Raw genomic sequence first — 15,174 nt, forward strand, 5'->3', positions numbered from 1 at the left:
AACGGTGACGCGAGACAACAGCGCCGAGGGCGATGCGGTCACGGGCAGGCTGCTGATTCTGGAGTACGAACAGGTGAAGGAGGAGCAACGGGCCCGGATAGGGTTCCGCGACAATCTGCTCTACGCGACCCTCGCCGCGATGGCGGCCATCATCACCTTCTCCCTCCAGAGCCATGGACGTCCGGAGCTGCTGTTGCTGCTGCCCCCGGCGTCGGCCCTGCTGGGCTGGGCGTATCTGGTCAACGACGAGAAGATATCGGCCATCGGGCGGTATGTCCGGGAGGATCTGGGGCCCCGGCTGGCGGCGCTCGTCCCGGGCCGGCCTCCGGTGTTCGGCTGGGAGCGGGCCCATCGCGACGACGGCCGCCGGATCTCCCGCAAGCGGCTGCAACTGGCAGCCGATCTGCTGCTTTTCACGGTGGCGCCGATAGCCGCCCTCGTCGTGTACTGGGCCTCGGAGCCGGTGCGGGCGGTACTGCTCGTGGTGTCGGTGGCGGAGGTGGCGCTGATCACCGTCCTGGGGGTGCAGATCGTGCTGTACGCGGATCTGCACCGGCCCTGACCCATGAGAACCATAGGGTGCGTCGCATCCGTAAGGTGTCGGCGAAGGCTGTCCTAGGGGGGATCCATGGGCGCTGAGGGCAAGGGCGGGACGGCGCGGGCCGATGTGGTGGTCCTGACCGCGCTGGAGGTCGAGTACCGGGCGGTCCGGGCCCATCTGGAGGATCCGCGCCCGGTCGAGGCGGAGCGGGGCGCGCTGTTCGAGCTGGGCGTGTTCCGCGCCGGATCCGGCGAGCGGACGGTCGCCATCCATATGACGGGTCCGGGGAATCCGGGCGCCGCGGCCTCGGTCGAGCGGGCCGCGTCGCTGTTCGCGCCCCGGGCGGTGCTGTTCGTGGGGGTCGCGGGCGGCGTCAAGGACGCCGCGCTGGGCGATGTGGTGGCCGCCGACGCGGTGTACGACTACGAGACCGGTAAGGACACCGAGTCGGGGTTCCGGCCCCGGCAGAAGACCTATCACTCCGCCTACGGCCTGGTGCAGCTGGCCCGGCTGGTGGCGGCGGGCGACACGTGGCAGGGGCGGATCCGCCCGGGGGACGACGCGCCACGCCCCCGCGCCCATGTGAAGCCCCTCGCGGCGGGCGGCCGGGTGGTGGCACACCACCGCTCGGACGTCGGGCTCAGGCTCGCGGCCGGTGCGGGTGACGCGCTCGCGGTGGACATGGAGGGCTTCGGCTTTCTCGCGGGCGCGTATGTCAATCAGCAGTTGGACGCGCTGGTGATCCGCGGCATCTCGGATCTGCTCGGGGACAAGGGCGAGGCGCATGACGAGCGCTGGCAGCCGGTGGCCTCCCGGCACGCGGCCGCCTTCGCCTTCGAACTGATCGGCCGGATCCCGGGGGCGGCCAGCATCCCGGGAGCCCAGCCGCTCGCCACCGAAACGCGGTCCCTCGACACCGAGACGCGGTCCCTCGCGGCCGATATGCCGTCACCCGCCACCGGCACACGATCGGTCGCGGCCGAAACGCGGCCCGAGGCCCCCCGGCGGCGCCGGCTGACGATCCGTGACCTCGGCGATCTCGCGGACACGCTGCTGGCCGTGTCCGGGATGACCTCCCCCGCCCGCTGGCAGCAGCTGCTCGACGAGCTGCCCACCGTGGGCACCGCGGTGGGCCGTCAGTCGGGGAGCCGCGCGGAGGCCCTGTCCCTGCTGCGCACCTGCGAGGCGCGGCGTGCGATGGGCGAGCTGGCGGAGGTGGTCGCGGTGCTCGCCCCGGACGATCCGGCGGCCGCCGAACTCGCCCGGCGCATCGAGGAGCTCGGTTGGGGAAGTCCTCCCGGACAGTGACCCTCCTCACCCTCCCGGCCCGGCGGGTGGCGTGCACCGGGCCGCCCGCCCGCGCGGCCCGCACGTTCCCCGGGCCACGGCGGAGGGGCGTCCCGCACGCCGGGGCGCCGGAATCGTCCAGGTGGCCCCCGGGGAGGACCGCCCTCCGCCTCACGCGCAGCTGCTCCCCCGGTCCACCACCGGGACGTGTCCCGCCACGGCGGGGCCCGCCGGGGGCGGGGACGGTGCCGTGGACATACTCACCCAGGGGGTGTCAGGCGGAACTTGCGGGGAAAACAAGTTGTCCCGGAGTCCGAGCGATTGGTGCCCGTGTGTGGCAAGGTCTCCGGCGGGATCATCGGCGGCGGGGACCGGTGATGCGGCCTCGGGGGAGGGCACGGCATGGCGGCCATGGGGGAAGGTGGCCTGAAATCGGTTGGCAATCTCGTCACGGCGTTGAAGGAGTTCCGCTGTCTGACGGATCCGGATCTGCGCACGCTGTGTCTGGATCTGGTCGCCATGGAGCTGGAGATGACCAGCGTTCCCGTGCGCGTCCACCGGGTGACCGACTACTTCCTGGTGGAGCTGGCCCGCGAATGCCTGGAAAACGTGCGGATCATGCACGCGCTACGCGCGTCCCTCGCGGTGATGGCGGCGGCCGACGAGGACGCCATGATGCGGCTCGACTCGGTCATGGAGCAGATGACGGCCCGTCCGGCACTGCCCGAGACCGCCGCCGCGAAGCTGCGGTCGCTGCTGGAGGAGCTGGAGATCGAGCAGTTGGGCCAGTTGTGCCGTGCGGCGGCGGGCCCGCTCCAGGACATCCCCGTGGTCACGAGCCCCTGGCACGCCTTCGAGGTGCTGAGCCGGATGAACGCGCAGCCGGGCGGGCTGCCGCCGGGGCTCGCCCTCGTGGAGTACCTCGCGGCGGCCGCGCGTCCGCTGGAGCGGGCCGACGCGCTGCGCGAATGGGCCGATGATCAGGCCCGGGAGCTGGGTCTGACACCACAGCTGCGGTCGCTGCGGCAGCAGGTGGGGCATGCCGCCCCGGCCGGGCCGGTGGACGCCTATCTGGTGATCCGGCTGCTGCCGCAGGAGGAGGCCGGGTGCTACGAGCTCTCGTCCTGGCACCAGTACGACCCGACCGGCTGGCATCCGGCCCGCGGCCCGATCACCCAGGTCACCTCGGAGACCGCGGAACGGGCGGTCCAGACGCTGGTGTACGAGGCCGCCGAGGAGTGGGACGACGCGGGGGCGATCCATATCGAGTTCATGCTCGACACGGATGACCTGAATCTGCCGGTCCACCGCTGGCGTCTGGAACTCGACAGCGAGTCACCCATCCCGCTGTACATGGGGGGCTATCCGGTGGTCGTACGGAGCCTGGAGCGAAGCCGGACCAAGCGCTGGCACCGCGACTGGAAGCAGCGCTGGAACGTCTTCGACCAGCAGCCCGAGCGCGCCAAGCAGCTCGTCGTGGACGGCGAGGACCCGGACAGCCCGCGCTCCGGCGACACCACCGCCCTGCTCGCCCGGCTCAAGGCCGACCCCCAGGTGGTCGCCCTGATCCTGAGCTCGCCCCCCGGGGCCACCCCCGAGGGGAACTCGGAGGTGCTGACCGCCTGGCGGGCCGGGATCCCGGTGGTCGCCTGGGACGGCCGGACGCCCCGTGACCCCGGCTTCGTCCAGCAACTGAGACAAAAACAGGCCGAGCCAAGCGGGAACCTGGCACGGCTCCGTGAGGCCATGACAGAGTTACGTCTGGACGCCCATACGAACGGCTCCGCGGAGGGGGAGCATCACCTCGGGCAACATGTGGTGCTCGTTTGGGACGACCCAACCCGACCGGTGGAACCTTTTGGGCGCATTTCGGGGCCGGACGACGGGGTAGGTGGTCGATGAACGACGGAGAGCCTGCGCGGCGCCACAACGGACGGGTCCACCAGGACTCGGGTTCCGCCTCCGGTGCCCTGCCGTCCGGGATACCGCGCCCCTGGTGGATCTACCAGGGAACCGGGCGCCCGCTCCACGACGTAAGCCTGGAGGAGATCCTTCCGCCGCCGCCCCCGTGGCGCACCTTCGGCGGGGTCTCGGCCTGTCCGCCCGACGGCGACGCCCGGCCCGGCGCGTTATCGGACCGGGACGACACCCCGACCGAGCCCCCGGCGCCGCCGGAGGACGAGCAGGACACCGCCCGGCGGCTGGGCGCGGCACCCCTCGGCGTGCGCTCCGACCCCGAGGAGGCCGATCTCGTCAACGCGGCGCTGATCCTCAGGCGCCCCCTTCTGGTGACGGGCCGCCCGGGCACCGGCAAGTCGACGCTGGCGTACCGCATCAGCCGGGAGCTGGGCCTGGGCCGGGTGCTGCGCTGGCCGATCACGACGCGATCGACCCTGCGGGCCGGGCTTTACGGCTACGATGCCGTCGGCCGTGTGCACGCCGCCGCGGCCGGACAGGCGTCGGAGGGGGACCCGCACGAACCCGGACCGGAGGACATCGGCGACTTCCTCCAACTCGGCCCGCTGGGCACGGCGATGCTCCCGCACCGTCTGCCGCGCGTCCTGCTCATCGACGAATTCGACAAGAGCGATATCGATCTGCCCAATGATCTGCTCGACATCTTCGAGGCCGGCGAGTACTCCATTCCCGAGCTGGTGCGCATCCGCCGACGCCGCCCGGCCGTATCGGTCCTCACCGACGATCCGGAGCGCAGTACCGTCATCGCCTCGGGCCGGGTGCGCTGCAGCGCCTTCCCCGTGGTCATCATCACCAGCAACGGCGAACGGGATTTCCCGCCCGCGTTCCTGCGGCGCTGTCTCCAGCTCCGGCTGCCCGACCCGGACGCGGACCGGCTCGCCGCGATCGTGGCCGCGCATCTGGGACGGGCCGACGATCCACGCGCGCGGGAGCTGATCCAGATGTTCCTCGAGCGCAGTGAGCGCGAAGGCGGCCTCGCCGCCGACCAGTTGCTCAACGCGGTGTATCTGGTGACGGCCCAGGCACATGTACCGGGGCCCGAGTGGGAGGAGCTACTGCAGGCCGTCTGGCACCGGCTGGACAGTGCAGCGGGCTCGACATGACACATGACCCAGGCGGCCGGTCCGCCGGGCCCGCCCCTCGGGACCTCGACTGGCGGCAGCTGGCCGACGCCCTGTGGCTGGCGGTCTGCAAGGCCGAGACGGACCCCGGCCCCGGACGGCCGGACCCGGGCCCCCTCCCGGGTTCACCGGAGGCGGATGTCCCGCCGCCCGGTGACGAGCCGTCCGACGAGCCGCGGCAGGACCGCGAGGGGGAGCGCCCCGCGTCCGAGCCCGAGGCCGGGCCCGCGGTCGCGGAGCCGCTGCTCCCCGCGGAGCTGGTCGGCGTCCCCGCACCGCCCGGTGAGGCGGAGCCGGTGACCGTCGCGGAAGCCTTCGTGCCCGCGCGCCGGGCGTCCGTCTCCGAGCCGCCGCTGCCCGAGCGCGCCCTGTCCCGGGCGCTGCGGCCGCTCAAGCGCACGTCGCCCTCGCTGGTCGAGATGGAGATCGACGAGGAGGCCACGGCCGAGTGCGCGGCGCGCGAGGGGCTGTGGGTGCCCGCCTGTGTGCCGGTGCGCGAGCGCTGGATGGACGCCGTGCTGGTGGTGGACTGCGGCAGTTCGATGGTGGTGTGGCGGCGGACCGCCGAGCATCTGGTCACCGTGCTGCGGCGCACCGGCGCCTTCCGGGATGTGCGGGTGCACCGGCTGAACACCGACCATCCGTTACCCGAGGACCGGTCGCCGGTTGAGGGGATGCCGCCGCGCGGCAGGCGGACGGTGCTGGTGCTGACCGACGGCATCGGCGCGGCCTGGGCCGATGACAGCGCCCAGCGCGCGCTGGCCCACTGGGCGCGGCACGCCTCGGTCGCCGTGCTGCATGTCTTACACCAGGGCCGCTGGCACCACACCGGGGTAGCGCCGGAGCGGGTGCGGGTGCGGGTCCCCGAACCGGGCGCCCCCAATGGCACCTGGCGGCGGGCGGACGGCGGTTCCTGGCCGGGCGGCGCACCACCGGTCCCGGTGCTGGAGCTGGACGCGCGGTGGATGGCCAACTGGGCGCGGCTGGTGGCCCGCCCGTCGGCGCGCGGCGAGGACACGATGGCGCTGCTGCCCGGGGCGCCGGCCGAGCGCTGGGAGCCCGAGCCCGAACCGAGCGCCTGGGACCGCGTCTTCCGGTTCCGCGCCACCGCCTCGCCGAGCGCCTTCCGGCTGGCGTCCCGGCTGGCCGCCGCGCCGTTGAACATTCCCGTGATGGAGTTCGTGCAGGGGATCCACCAGCCGGAGGGCAGCCCGGGCGACCTGGCCGAGGTCCTGCTGGGCGGGCTGCTGCGCAAGGTGGGGACCGCCGACCCGCTGGACGAGACGGGCATCGGCTACGAGTTCCACGACGGGGTGCGGGAACTTCTGCTGTCCGCCGGGATGCGGGACGAGTCGCTCTATATTCTCGGCAGCGTCCTCGATCGGCTCGGCCGCCGCTGGAAGCCGCTGCTGATGCTCCGCGATCTGCTCAACCACCCCTCCGGGTCGGTGCGCGACCTACCCAGCACGGAGCGCCTGCTTCCGTACATCCGCCTTCAGGAGCAGGTCTACCAAGCGCTTTCCGGTCCGTACCTGGAGGGCGCGCGCTCCTTTCGCGCCCTGGTCCTGGCCCATCAGGCGCTCGCCCGCTCGGGGGAAAGCCGACCCGATCCAGTTGAAGACGCATTTCGCAGGGGAAAATATGTGGACTCTGAGACGGTTGACATGACGTACTCCACGACTCCCCGACCTGATCCGCGACCCGAGGCCGACGATTCACCATCCCCGCCGGCGCACGGCACGCCGGACCCGGCGGCGGAGCATCTGAGAGGAACATTCGTGTCCGTGACCGCTGCCCGGTCCCTGCCCGCCGTGGAGGAGCGCCAGGCCGGGGAACCGCCGCCCATTTGGGGAAATGTACCGCCCCGGAACAACAACTTCACCGGACGGCAGACGTTGCTCGACACTCTCCACGAGCGGCTGAGGAGCGAGGGCACCGCCGCCGTGCTGCCGGAGGCCCTGCACGGGCTGGGCGGGGTGGGCAAGTCACAGATCGCGCTGGAGTACGTCCATCAGCACGCGGCCGACTACGACGCGGTGTGGTGGGTCCCGGCGGAGCGCCCCGAGCAGATCCGCCAGGCGCTGGTGCAACTCGCCGACCGGCTCGGACTGCGCGCGGGCATGGAGGCCAACACGGCCGTGCCGAGCGTTCTCGACGCGCTCCGCACCGGACGCCCCTGCCGCAACTGGCTGCTGGTCTTCGACAACGCCGAGGAACTGGAGACGGTGCGGCCGTTCTTCCCCGCGGGCGGACCGGGCCGGATCCTGGTCACCTCGAGGAACGCGCAGTGGTCGCGCGCCGCCCGCACGGTCGAAGTGGACGTCTTCGAGCGGGAGGAGAGCATCGAGCTGCTGCGCCGCCGGGGGCCGGAGCTGCCGCGCGATCAGGCGGACCGGGTCGCCGACGCCCTGGGGGACCTTCCGCTGGCCATCGAGCAGGCGGCGGCCTGGCTCACCGAAACGGGGATGCCGGTCGACGAATACCTTCAGGTGTTCGAGGACGAGCGGGCCGATGTCTCCACCCGCCGTAACGAGCTGCTGGCGGCGGGCGTTCCGGTGGACTACCCCGAACCGGTAGCCGCCGCCTGGAACATGTCGCTTCGCCGACTGGCCGAAACCCATCCCGGTGCGCTCCAACTCCTGCAGATGTGCTCGTTCTTCGCGCCCGAGCCGATCTCCCGGCGGCTCTTCTCCGGTGTGCGCGGGGTGTCCCTCTCCCCCGAGCTGTCCGAGGTGCTGCAGGACCCCATCAAGCTCGGCCACGCGATCCGTGAGATCAACCGCTACGCCCTGATCAAAATCAATCACCGCAACAACACGATCGAAATGCACCGGCTGGTGCAGGCCGTGCTGATCGGCCAGATGTCCACGCAGCAGCAGGCGGATATGCGCCACAGCGCCCATGTGCTGCTGGCCTTCGGCGACCCCAACGACGTGACTCCCGCGAACTGGGGGCGGTACGCCGACCTCCTCTCCCATGTCCGGGCCTCGCGCGCGATGGAGTGCGATGACAAATGGGTGCGGCAGATGGTGCGCAATCTGGTCCGCTTCCTCTATATCTGGGGGGACCACGAGGGTGCGCTGGAACTCGGTAACCAAGTACGCCGCAATTGGGTCGAGGCACTCGGTGAGGACAGTCCGGAGACGCTGGCCGTCTCCCGGACCCTGGGCCATGTCCTGACCGTGCTCGGGCACTTCAAGGAGGCCAGGGAGCTCAACAGCCGGACGCTGGAGCTGCAGCGCGCCAAGGACGGCGACGACCACGAGAACACCCTGGTGACTCAGGGCGCGGTCGCCGTCGACACCCGCTACCAGGGCGACTACGCGCGCTATGTCGAGCTGGAGAAGGACCGCTGGACCAGAACCCTGCGGCTGTTCGGGGACGAGGACCCGTACTCCATCGGCGCGGCGAACGACTACGCCCTGGCACTGCGCGCGGTGGGGGACTACGAACGCGCCCGGCAGCTGGACGAGGACGCCCGGCGCACCGCCGGTCTCGTGCTCGGCGAGAACGCCCTGCTCACCATCCTGGTGGAGGCCAACCTCTCCATCGACGTGCGCGAGGGCGGGGACTACCTGGCCGCCCGCGACATGCTGGAGCAGACCTGTGCCCGCGCCCGCCAATTGCTCCCGCAGAACGCGCCCATCGGGGTCTTCGCCCTGCGCAATCTCGCCGTGGCGCGGCGCAAGGCGGGCGACCATGAGGGCGCCCTGGACCTCAGCCGGGAGATCCTGGAGCGCTACCGGCTGCGCTACACCGAGCCCAGCCTCCAGATCACCATCACGGCCCTGGCGCTCTCGATGGATCTGCGGCACACCGCCGATCTGGAGGGCGCCCGTGAGCTGGGCCGCAAATGCCTCGACGAGATGATCGTCCTGCTGGGGGAACGGCATCCGGCGACTCTGGGCGCGGCGACCGACCTCGCCGTGACGCTGCGGCTGCTGGGCGAGACGGATGAGGCGCTCGCGCTGAACAAGAAGACGCTGCCGGTGCTCGTCGAGCGGCTGGGAGCCGACCACCCCACGGCGCTGGCCTGTGCCATCAACATGGCCAGCGACCACTACACCCTCGCGGACTACCAGGAGGCCCGCGACCTGGACACCACGACCCTGGCGACCTGCCGGTCCCGGCTCGGTGAGGACCACCCCACCACACTCGCATGTGCGGTCAATCTGTCGGGGGATCTGCGCGCGCTGGGCGAGGGCCGGCAGGCGGAGGAGCTGCACCAGGACGTGCTCGGCCGGCTGCGCCGGGTGCTGACGGCCAACCACCCGGCGACGGTCGCGGCGGCCCGTGGCATCCGGGCGGACTGCGATGTGGAGTCGATCTCCATCTGAGCCGCCGTCCGCGGCTCCGTTCACGGGGCCTGCGCGCCGTTCACCCGGGTGTACGCGTCCCGATCCACCACGCCAGAGCCACCGGATCGGGACCCGTGTCCGGCGCGGTGCGCAGCTCCCGGTGGACGGCCAGGGCCAGTTCGGGGTGGTTCAGCAGCGTCGTCCTGGCCGCGCCGTCCGGCAGGGTGAGCGCGAGCCCCGCCCATGCCGCGATGTCGTCCGGGTCCGCTTGCAGGCGAGCCCGGTAGCCGCGCAGCGCGGCCCCGGGGTCCCCCGCGGCCCAGTCGAGGTCGGCCCGGTCGGGGGCGTCACCGCCCCCGGCCAGCCCCTCTCCCCGCTCCTCGCACAGCCGGGCGAACCCCGCCGGATCATCGAGCCGGAGCCGGGCGAGCGCGGGGCGCGCGGGCGCCTCGGGGCGGGTCGGCCGGACGGAGGTCCCGGGCAGCTCTAGGGGCGGGTCGGTCCGTTCCCGCCAGGCCCGTGCCCACCGGACGGTCGGCTCCGGGTCCGCCGACAGGTGGCGCATGCGGTGGACAAGCCGGTGATCAAGGATCAGATCCGACGCCAGGCGCCCCGGCACGGAGGGCACCCGCTGCGCCAGCCACAGCCTCAAGCGTTCCCCCAGCCGGTGGACGAACTGCGCGCCTCGGGGGGTCAGTTCGGCGTGAGCCAGGAGCGTGCGCAAGCCCGAGGCGGTCTGTGCCCGCCGCAGGGCGAACTCGAACGCGGCGCTGTCCCGGGCCGGCCCGGGCTCGGCGCGGCGCAGTCGGTCCCACCAGAATCCGGTCACACCCAGGAACGCGTACACCCCCTGGAGGAGTCCGCGCAGCGGTCGCGGGTCCAGCCGCCAGGGCGCGTAGTGGATTTCCTCCAGGCCCCCTTCGATCAGGGGCACCAAGTCCATCAGGGCGCTGAGTTTGATGTGCTGGGCCTCGTGCACCAGCGCCGCGGCGAGGGTCAGCGGGTCCGTGGCCGCGTTGAGCAGCACACCGCCGTACGCCTCCGGCGACGAGGCGCTGAACGGTTCGGGCCAGGCGGCGTATGGCACGGGCACGACGGCGGACAGACAGGCGCCGATTCCCCGCGGGTCCACCTGGCGCTGCTCCGAGACCAGCCGCCACGCATTCTCGAATCGCTCCTGCCAGCCCTGCCACTCTTCGTCGTCGAGCCGCTCCGGATCTCGGATCCGGAGAAAGTCGCGATAGGGGTCGAGGTCATCGACAAGGGGGGCGCAGACAATCCCCCCGTGCTCTGCGCGCAGCCGCCGAAGACCGTGCCAACCGGGAGCGTCCTCGGAGAAGTCGGCGGGCAGCGCCACCGAATAGGAGCCGGATAACACCGCCGCCTTCCGGCCGTTCATGACGACCTCGGCGACATCCCTGGCGTCCGGAATGCGGGCGAGCCCCAGGGCGGGCAGCATCACCGTGCCCTCGCGCGCCGGAACGGCGCCGCGAAAGTCGATTCCGGCGAGCAGAGCGGCCGAGGCCGCTATGGCATGCAGCTGTCCCACCGCGCTCCACAGCGGCCCGTCCCCCGATTCCATACCGCGCAGCCTGCGCAGACAGCGATTGAGCCATACGCCTGTGGGAGGGTGCAGCAGCAGCCTGTCCACGGCTGCCGGGGAGCGGTTCTCGGCCCGAATCAGCAGGTGCCAGGCCTCCCGGGGCGGGGGCAGGGGGCCGGGCAGGGCGGGGTGCGCGGAGGCGATGGCCACCAGGGCGCGCAGCAGCAGCATGGCCCGGCTGCGCTGCCCCGATCTCAGCTCGGCCACGGTCGAGGGGCCACCCGAACCCCGCGCCAACTCGGCGAAACACCCCACCGACAAACGATGATTATGACCCTGCATGGCGGAGGACGTCATAGCCGGCTAACTGATGACCCACAGCCTTCCGACGTCGACGAGTTGCCGCTGACCGTCGGCGGGTACTGGACGATGTCGAGCAGCCGCTCCGTCACCGCGGAAAGCCCCTCGTGCCGCTCGAGGTCTGCGAGTGTCGCCCCCGAAAGGTCTAGCAGCTCTGTCTCGACCTCGGTCGCGACCCGCTCCATGACACGGTCCCCCTCCGGACGCTCCCTAACGGCTCATACGAGGCATCCCTATGGTGTCCTACCCCTTTTGATTGCGAAAGAGTGAACACGGCCAGTCGACGCCTGCCTTGTCAAGATTTTCGGTCACTTACGCACGCCCGAGAGCCCCCCGATATGCCGGTGTCATCCACCCGTTCCGGACCGCATCGCCTCGACCTCGAAGACACCTCCGCACGCCCGGAACGACCGCGCCGAGATCTTCATCGCGTCGAAGGAATCCGGCGGATAGACGCGAATCCGCGTGGCGGCGCGCCGGCACGGGGTGTCGGTCATGCCCTCGTTCAGCGTGTGCAGGGCGGCGGAGGCGCTGCCGCCGGGCGGCAGGGTGATCGGAGAGTGCGTGGGGCCGCGCCGGGTGGCGGGGGCACCGATCGCCGCGTCGGTGGAATCCAGCAGCGTGACACCGGGATATCCGGTGAGAGTGCACGTCGTGGAGCCCTTGTTGGTGAACACCAGGGGCAGATACACATTGCCGGCGCCCACATCCACCCGGCCGGCCGCCAGCGTCAGCTGCGTCTTGGAGCAGACGCGGCGCGCACCGGAGGCGGCGGCGGGCCGCGAGGAGGACGCATGCGAGGGGGCGGGGTGCGCCGAGGGCGGCGGGGACTGCGCGGTGTGCGAGGCGGGCCGCTCGTTCCGTGAACCTTCGGAGGTGTCGGCGGAGTCGGCCGAAGGGGAGGAGGGTGGTGCGGCCGAGGTGGCGGAGGTGACGGACGAGGCGCGCTGCGCGGAGTCCCCGTCCCCGGTGTCGCTGCCGCAGGCGGTGACCGTGGCCAGCGCGCCGACCAGCAGCGCGCATAAGACCGGTGGCCTGAGCGAGCGGGACCGCGATGTCCTCGTACGCCGAGCGGTCGTGCCGTTGCGTGGACTCATGAGCGACCTCCCGAGGTCAGCCATCTGCCGGGGACCGCCGCGAGGTCGGGTGCCCCGATGCCTCCGGTGCGTCCCCCTTCGGTCTCCCTTCCCCTCCTGAAGGCTCTTATGTCCGGGCACATTGAGCCCATCAGCGCGCCAATTCCTCACATGGGATTCTCCACCGCAAACATCGGAACGCCTTGTCCCAGCCAGAACGGTGGGATTACTGTTCGGCAGCCATCGCAGTTGCCAACTGCCGTACCAGGACAGGAAGAAGGACTCCATGGCCGCTCGAGGACGTCATCGCCGGCCCCGGCCCCACCGGGTCTCCCGGGCCTCGCTCGCGATCACCGCGGGCGGCGCCGGCGTGGCCCTGCCGCTCATCGGTATCAGCCAGGCGAACGCCGCCTCGACCGCCACACCCTCCTCGCCCGCCCCGGCCGTCACCACCGTCAAGACCGTCACGGCCTCCAAGGCGCAGCCGCTCCTCATCGTCCCGAAGGCCGTGCCCGAGCCTCCGGCCAAGGCGCATCCGCAGGCCGGTTCGTACACGGTCGTCCACGGTGACACCCTCTCCGCGATCGCGGACACCGAGAACGTGGCGGGCGGCTGGGAGCGGCTCTACGAGATCAATCGCCAGGTGATCGGCGCGGACCCGGATGTGATCCGCCCGGGCCAGCGGCTCACCCTCGGGCGCCCCTGAACGGCCGGGCATACGGACCGCGACAGGCATGCGGAAAGCCTCGGTCGTACGGACAGCGGCGGGCGGCATACGGACCGCGGATCCACGGGAACGCGCGCATACGCATAGGGACCTCCGCCCGCGGTGGACCACCGCGGCGGACGGCCCTGCGCCTCAACGGGCCTCAGATCAACAAATGCGCCTTGGAGTGGGTGACTTCCTCGATGTCGCCACCTGCCTTGCCGATCAGCCGGTGCGCCAGATTGGTCAGCGCCCGCGCCGCCGCGATCTCCTCGCCGACCCTCGGCTGTGACGGGTCCTCGGGGTTGCGGTTGGCACGGCCCTGAGCCAGCATCTCCGTGCCGTCGTGCATCCTCAGCCGGACGACCGCTTCGGTCAGCGGACCGATCTCACGGAATTCCATCTGAATGTCGCATCCCACGATCGTCTCCATCGCGATCACCTCCTGCGTCACCTTCCAGGATGCGCCTCACCCGTCTCTCCAGTCGACCGGGACAGCAAGTCCACCACCTCCTCGTCCGCGGTCTGGGAGAAGTCCTCGTACCACTCCCCCACCGCCGCGAAGTCCGAGGGGGTGGAGAGGGCCACCACCTCGTCCGCGTCCTCGCGCAGCGTGGTGACCGCGTCCGGCGGCGCCACCGGCACGGCGAGGACCACCCGGGCGGCGCCCTGGGCCCGGGCGACCCGGCAGGCGGCCTGGGCCGTGGCGCCGGTGGCGATGCCGTCGTCCACGACGATCACGGTCCGGCCCTCGACCGGGACCCGTGAGCGGCCCTGGCGGAACCGCCGCGCCTTGCGGGCCAGCTCCTCCCGCTCGGTCCGCTCCACTTCGGCGAGGTCCTCCTGATCGGCCCGGCTCATCCGGACGATCGCCTCGTGGACGACCCGTACGTCGCCCTCGCCGATGGCGCCGAACCCCAGCTCCCGGTGGAAGGGGACGCCGAGCTTACGGACGATGATCACGTCCAGGGGCGCGCGGAGCGTCCGGGCCACCTCGAAGGCCACCGGCACCCCGCCCCGCGGCAGCCCGAGCACGACCGGTTCGGCGTCGGCCAAAGGGCGCAGCGCCTCGCCGAGGCGCTGCCCGGCGTCCACCCGGTCGGTGAAGATCATGGTCTCACCCCCGCTGCTCGGGACTCTTCCGGACATCGAGCCGACGGTTACGAATCAAGCCGACGATGCGCCCGTCCGCAAACCGGCCGCCCCGGCCGATGGCCAGGGCTCGCGAATGCCGCGGACTCCGGCACCCTGGAGGTATGGAGAACGCCACAGGCCCGGGCGAGTCCGGATACCCCGTCTTCGTCGAGTCATTCGACACCGACAGCCGCTACCGGCGGGTGCGGCTGCGCGGCCTGGGCTGCGAACCACTCGAACCGGAGGAGTTCGAACCGCGCGTCCGGCAGGTCTTCCCCGATATCGACCTCGACGACCCGGCCCAGGTCCACTGGGAGGACCGGCCCGGGCAGTGGCCGCCCTGGCATCCGGGCGAGGCATGACCGTCCTGGTCGGCACCTCGGGATGGCAGTACCGGGACTGGCGCGGCGATCTCTACCCGGAGGGCTGTCCGCAGCGGTTGTGGCTCGAGGAGTACACCCGCGCCTTCGACACGGTGGAGAGCAACAACGCCTTCTACCGGCTGCCGTCGTACGACCAGTTCGCCACCTGGCGGAAGCGCCTCCCCGAGGGCTTCGTGATGGCGCTCAAGGCGAGCCGGTACCTCACCCACATCAAGCGGCTGCGCGAGCCGGAGGAGCCGGTGGCGCGGCTGATGTCCCATGCGGCCGGGCTCGGCGACCGGCTGGGCCCCGTGCTGCTGCAGCTGCCGCCCACCCTGCGGGCCGACGGCGAGCTGCTGGACCGCTGCCTGCGCTGCTTCCCCTCGGGGACGCGGGTGGCCGTCGAACCGCGGCACACCTCCTGGTGGACCGAGGAGATCCGCGCGGTGCTGGAGCACCGCGGGGCCGCGCTGTGCTGGGCCGACTCCGGCTCGCGCCCGGTCACCCCGCTGTGGCGGACCACCGGGTGGGGGTATGTGCGCTTCCACGGCGGCCTCGCCCGGCCGGCCCCGCACTACGGGCGCCAGGCCCTGGACACCTGGGCGCGGCGGATCCGGGACACCTGGCCGGCCGAGGCGCCGGTCCACGCGTACTTCAACAACGACACGGGTGGGGCGGCGGTGCACGACGCGGCGGTCTTCGCCCGCGCCGTGGCCCGCGCCGGCCGCCCGGTCAGCGCCGCCCCGGCGCGGTGAAGCCGGTGCCCGCC

11 protein-coding genes and 1 pseudogene are annotated in these 15,174 nt (G+C 71.9%); 8 read left to right on the top strand and 4 right to left on the bottom strand.

Annotation, left to right across the window (positions count from 1 at the left end):
- The first annotated feature begins 4 nt into the window (after positions 1–4).
- From J8403_RS05330 to fxsT, 5 genes are all read left to right on the top strand, one after another.
- Positions 5–562: a hypothetical protein gene (locus J8403_RS05330; protein ID WP_211122116.1), complete on the top strand. Its 558-nt coding sequence runs from the start codon at positions 5–7 to the stop codon at positions 560–562.
- A gap of 66 nt (positions 563–628) precedes the next feature.
- Entirely contained in the window at positions 629–1,849 is a 1,221-nt protein-coding gene (locus tag J8403_RS05335) for a phosphorylase family protein (protein WP_211122117.1), read from the top strand.
- 381 nt (positions 1,850–2,230) lie between these two features.
- Entirely contained in the window at positions 2,231–3,730 is a 1,500-nt protein-coding gene (locus J8403_RS05340) for a VMAP-C domain-containing protein (RefSeq protein WP_211122118.1), read from the top strand.
- Positions 3,727–4,908: an AAA family ATPase gene (locus J8403_RS05345; protein WP_211122119.1), complete on the top strand. Its 1,182-nt coding sequence runs from the start codon at positions 3,727–3,729 to the stop codon at positions 4,906–4,908. Before J8403_RS05340 ends, J8403_RS05345 begins: the two co-directional genes overlap by 4 nt.
- Positions 4,905–9,263: an FxSxx-COOH system tetratricopeptide repeat protein gene (gene fxsT / locus J8403_RS05350; protein ID WP_211122120.1), complete on the top strand. Its 4,359-nt coding sequence runs from the start codon at positions 4,905–4,907 to the stop codon at positions 9,261–9,263. The genes J8403_RS05345 and fxsT overlap by 4 nt, the downstream gene beginning before the upstream one ends.
- Positions 9,264–9,303: 40 nt before the next feature.
- Here the strand turns inward: fxsT and J8403_RS05355 are convergent, their stop codons facing one another.
- Together J8403_RS05355 and J8403_RS44295 are read right to left on the bottom strand one after the other, a co-directional pair.
- A complete protein-coding gene (locus tag J8403_RS05355) occupies positions 9,304–11,034 on the bottom strand; it encodes an HEXXH motif domain-containing protein (protein ID WP_246585700.1) in 1,731 nt (576 codons plus the stop codon).
- 440 nt (positions 11,035–11,474) lie between these two features.
- Positions 11,475–12,224, bottom strand: coding sequence for a DUF4232 domain-containing protein (locus J8403_RS44295; RefSeq protein WP_211122122.1), 750 nt, complete (start codon positions 12,222–12,224; stop codon positions 11,475–11,477).
- A 265-nt stretch (positions 12,225–12,489) separates the two neighbouring features.
- Here J8403_RS44295 and J8403_RS05365 point away from each other — a divergent pair, with 265 nt between their 5' ends.
- Positions 12,490–12,909, top strand: coding sequence for a LysM peptidoglycan-binding domain-containing protein (locus tag J8403_RS05365; RefSeq protein ID WP_211122123.1), 420 nt, complete (start codon positions 12,490–12,492; stop codon positions 12,907–12,909).
- A gap of 163 nt (positions 12,910–13,072) precedes the next feature.
- On the opposite strand, the gene J8403_RS05370 is transcribed toward J8403_RS05365, so the two are convergent.
- Together J8403_RS05370 and J8403_RS05375 are read right to left on the bottom strand one after the other, a co-directional pair.
- Positions 13,073–13,342 (bottom strand): DUF1876 domain-containing protein, encoded by a 270-nt coding sequence (locus J8403_RS05370; RefSeq protein WP_059146202.1) that lies wholly within the window; start codon positions 13,340–13,342, stop codon positions 13,073–13,075.
- A 35-nt stretch (positions 13,343–13,377) separates the two neighbouring features.
- Positions 13,378–14,022: pseudogene (locus J8403_RS05375) on the bottom strand (phosphoribosyltransferase); the annotation flags it as partial.
- 143 nt (positions 14,023–14,165) lie between these two features.
- Between J8403_RS05375 and J8403_RS05380 the strand changes: the two are divergent.
- A complete protein-coding gene (locus tag J8403_RS05380) occupies positions 14,166–14,405 on the top strand; it encodes a hypothetical protein (RefSeq protein WP_093467011.1) in 240 nt (79 codons plus the stop codon).
- The gene (locus J8403_RS05385; protein ID WP_211122124.1) at positions 14,402–15,160 is read left to right on the top strand and encodes a DUF72 domain-containing protein; all 759 of its coding nucleotides are present in this window, start codon (positions 14,402–14,404) and stop codon (positions 15,158–15,160) included. Before J8403_RS05380 ends, J8403_RS05385 begins: the two co-directional genes overlap by 4 nt.
- The last annotated feature ends 14 nt before the right edge of the window (positions 15,161–15,174 follow it).

This window comes from Streptomyces yatensis (assembly GCF_018069625.1).
Lineage (GTDB): Bacteria > Actinomycetota > Actinomycetes > Streptomycetales > Streptomycetaceae > Streptomyces > Streptomyces yatensis.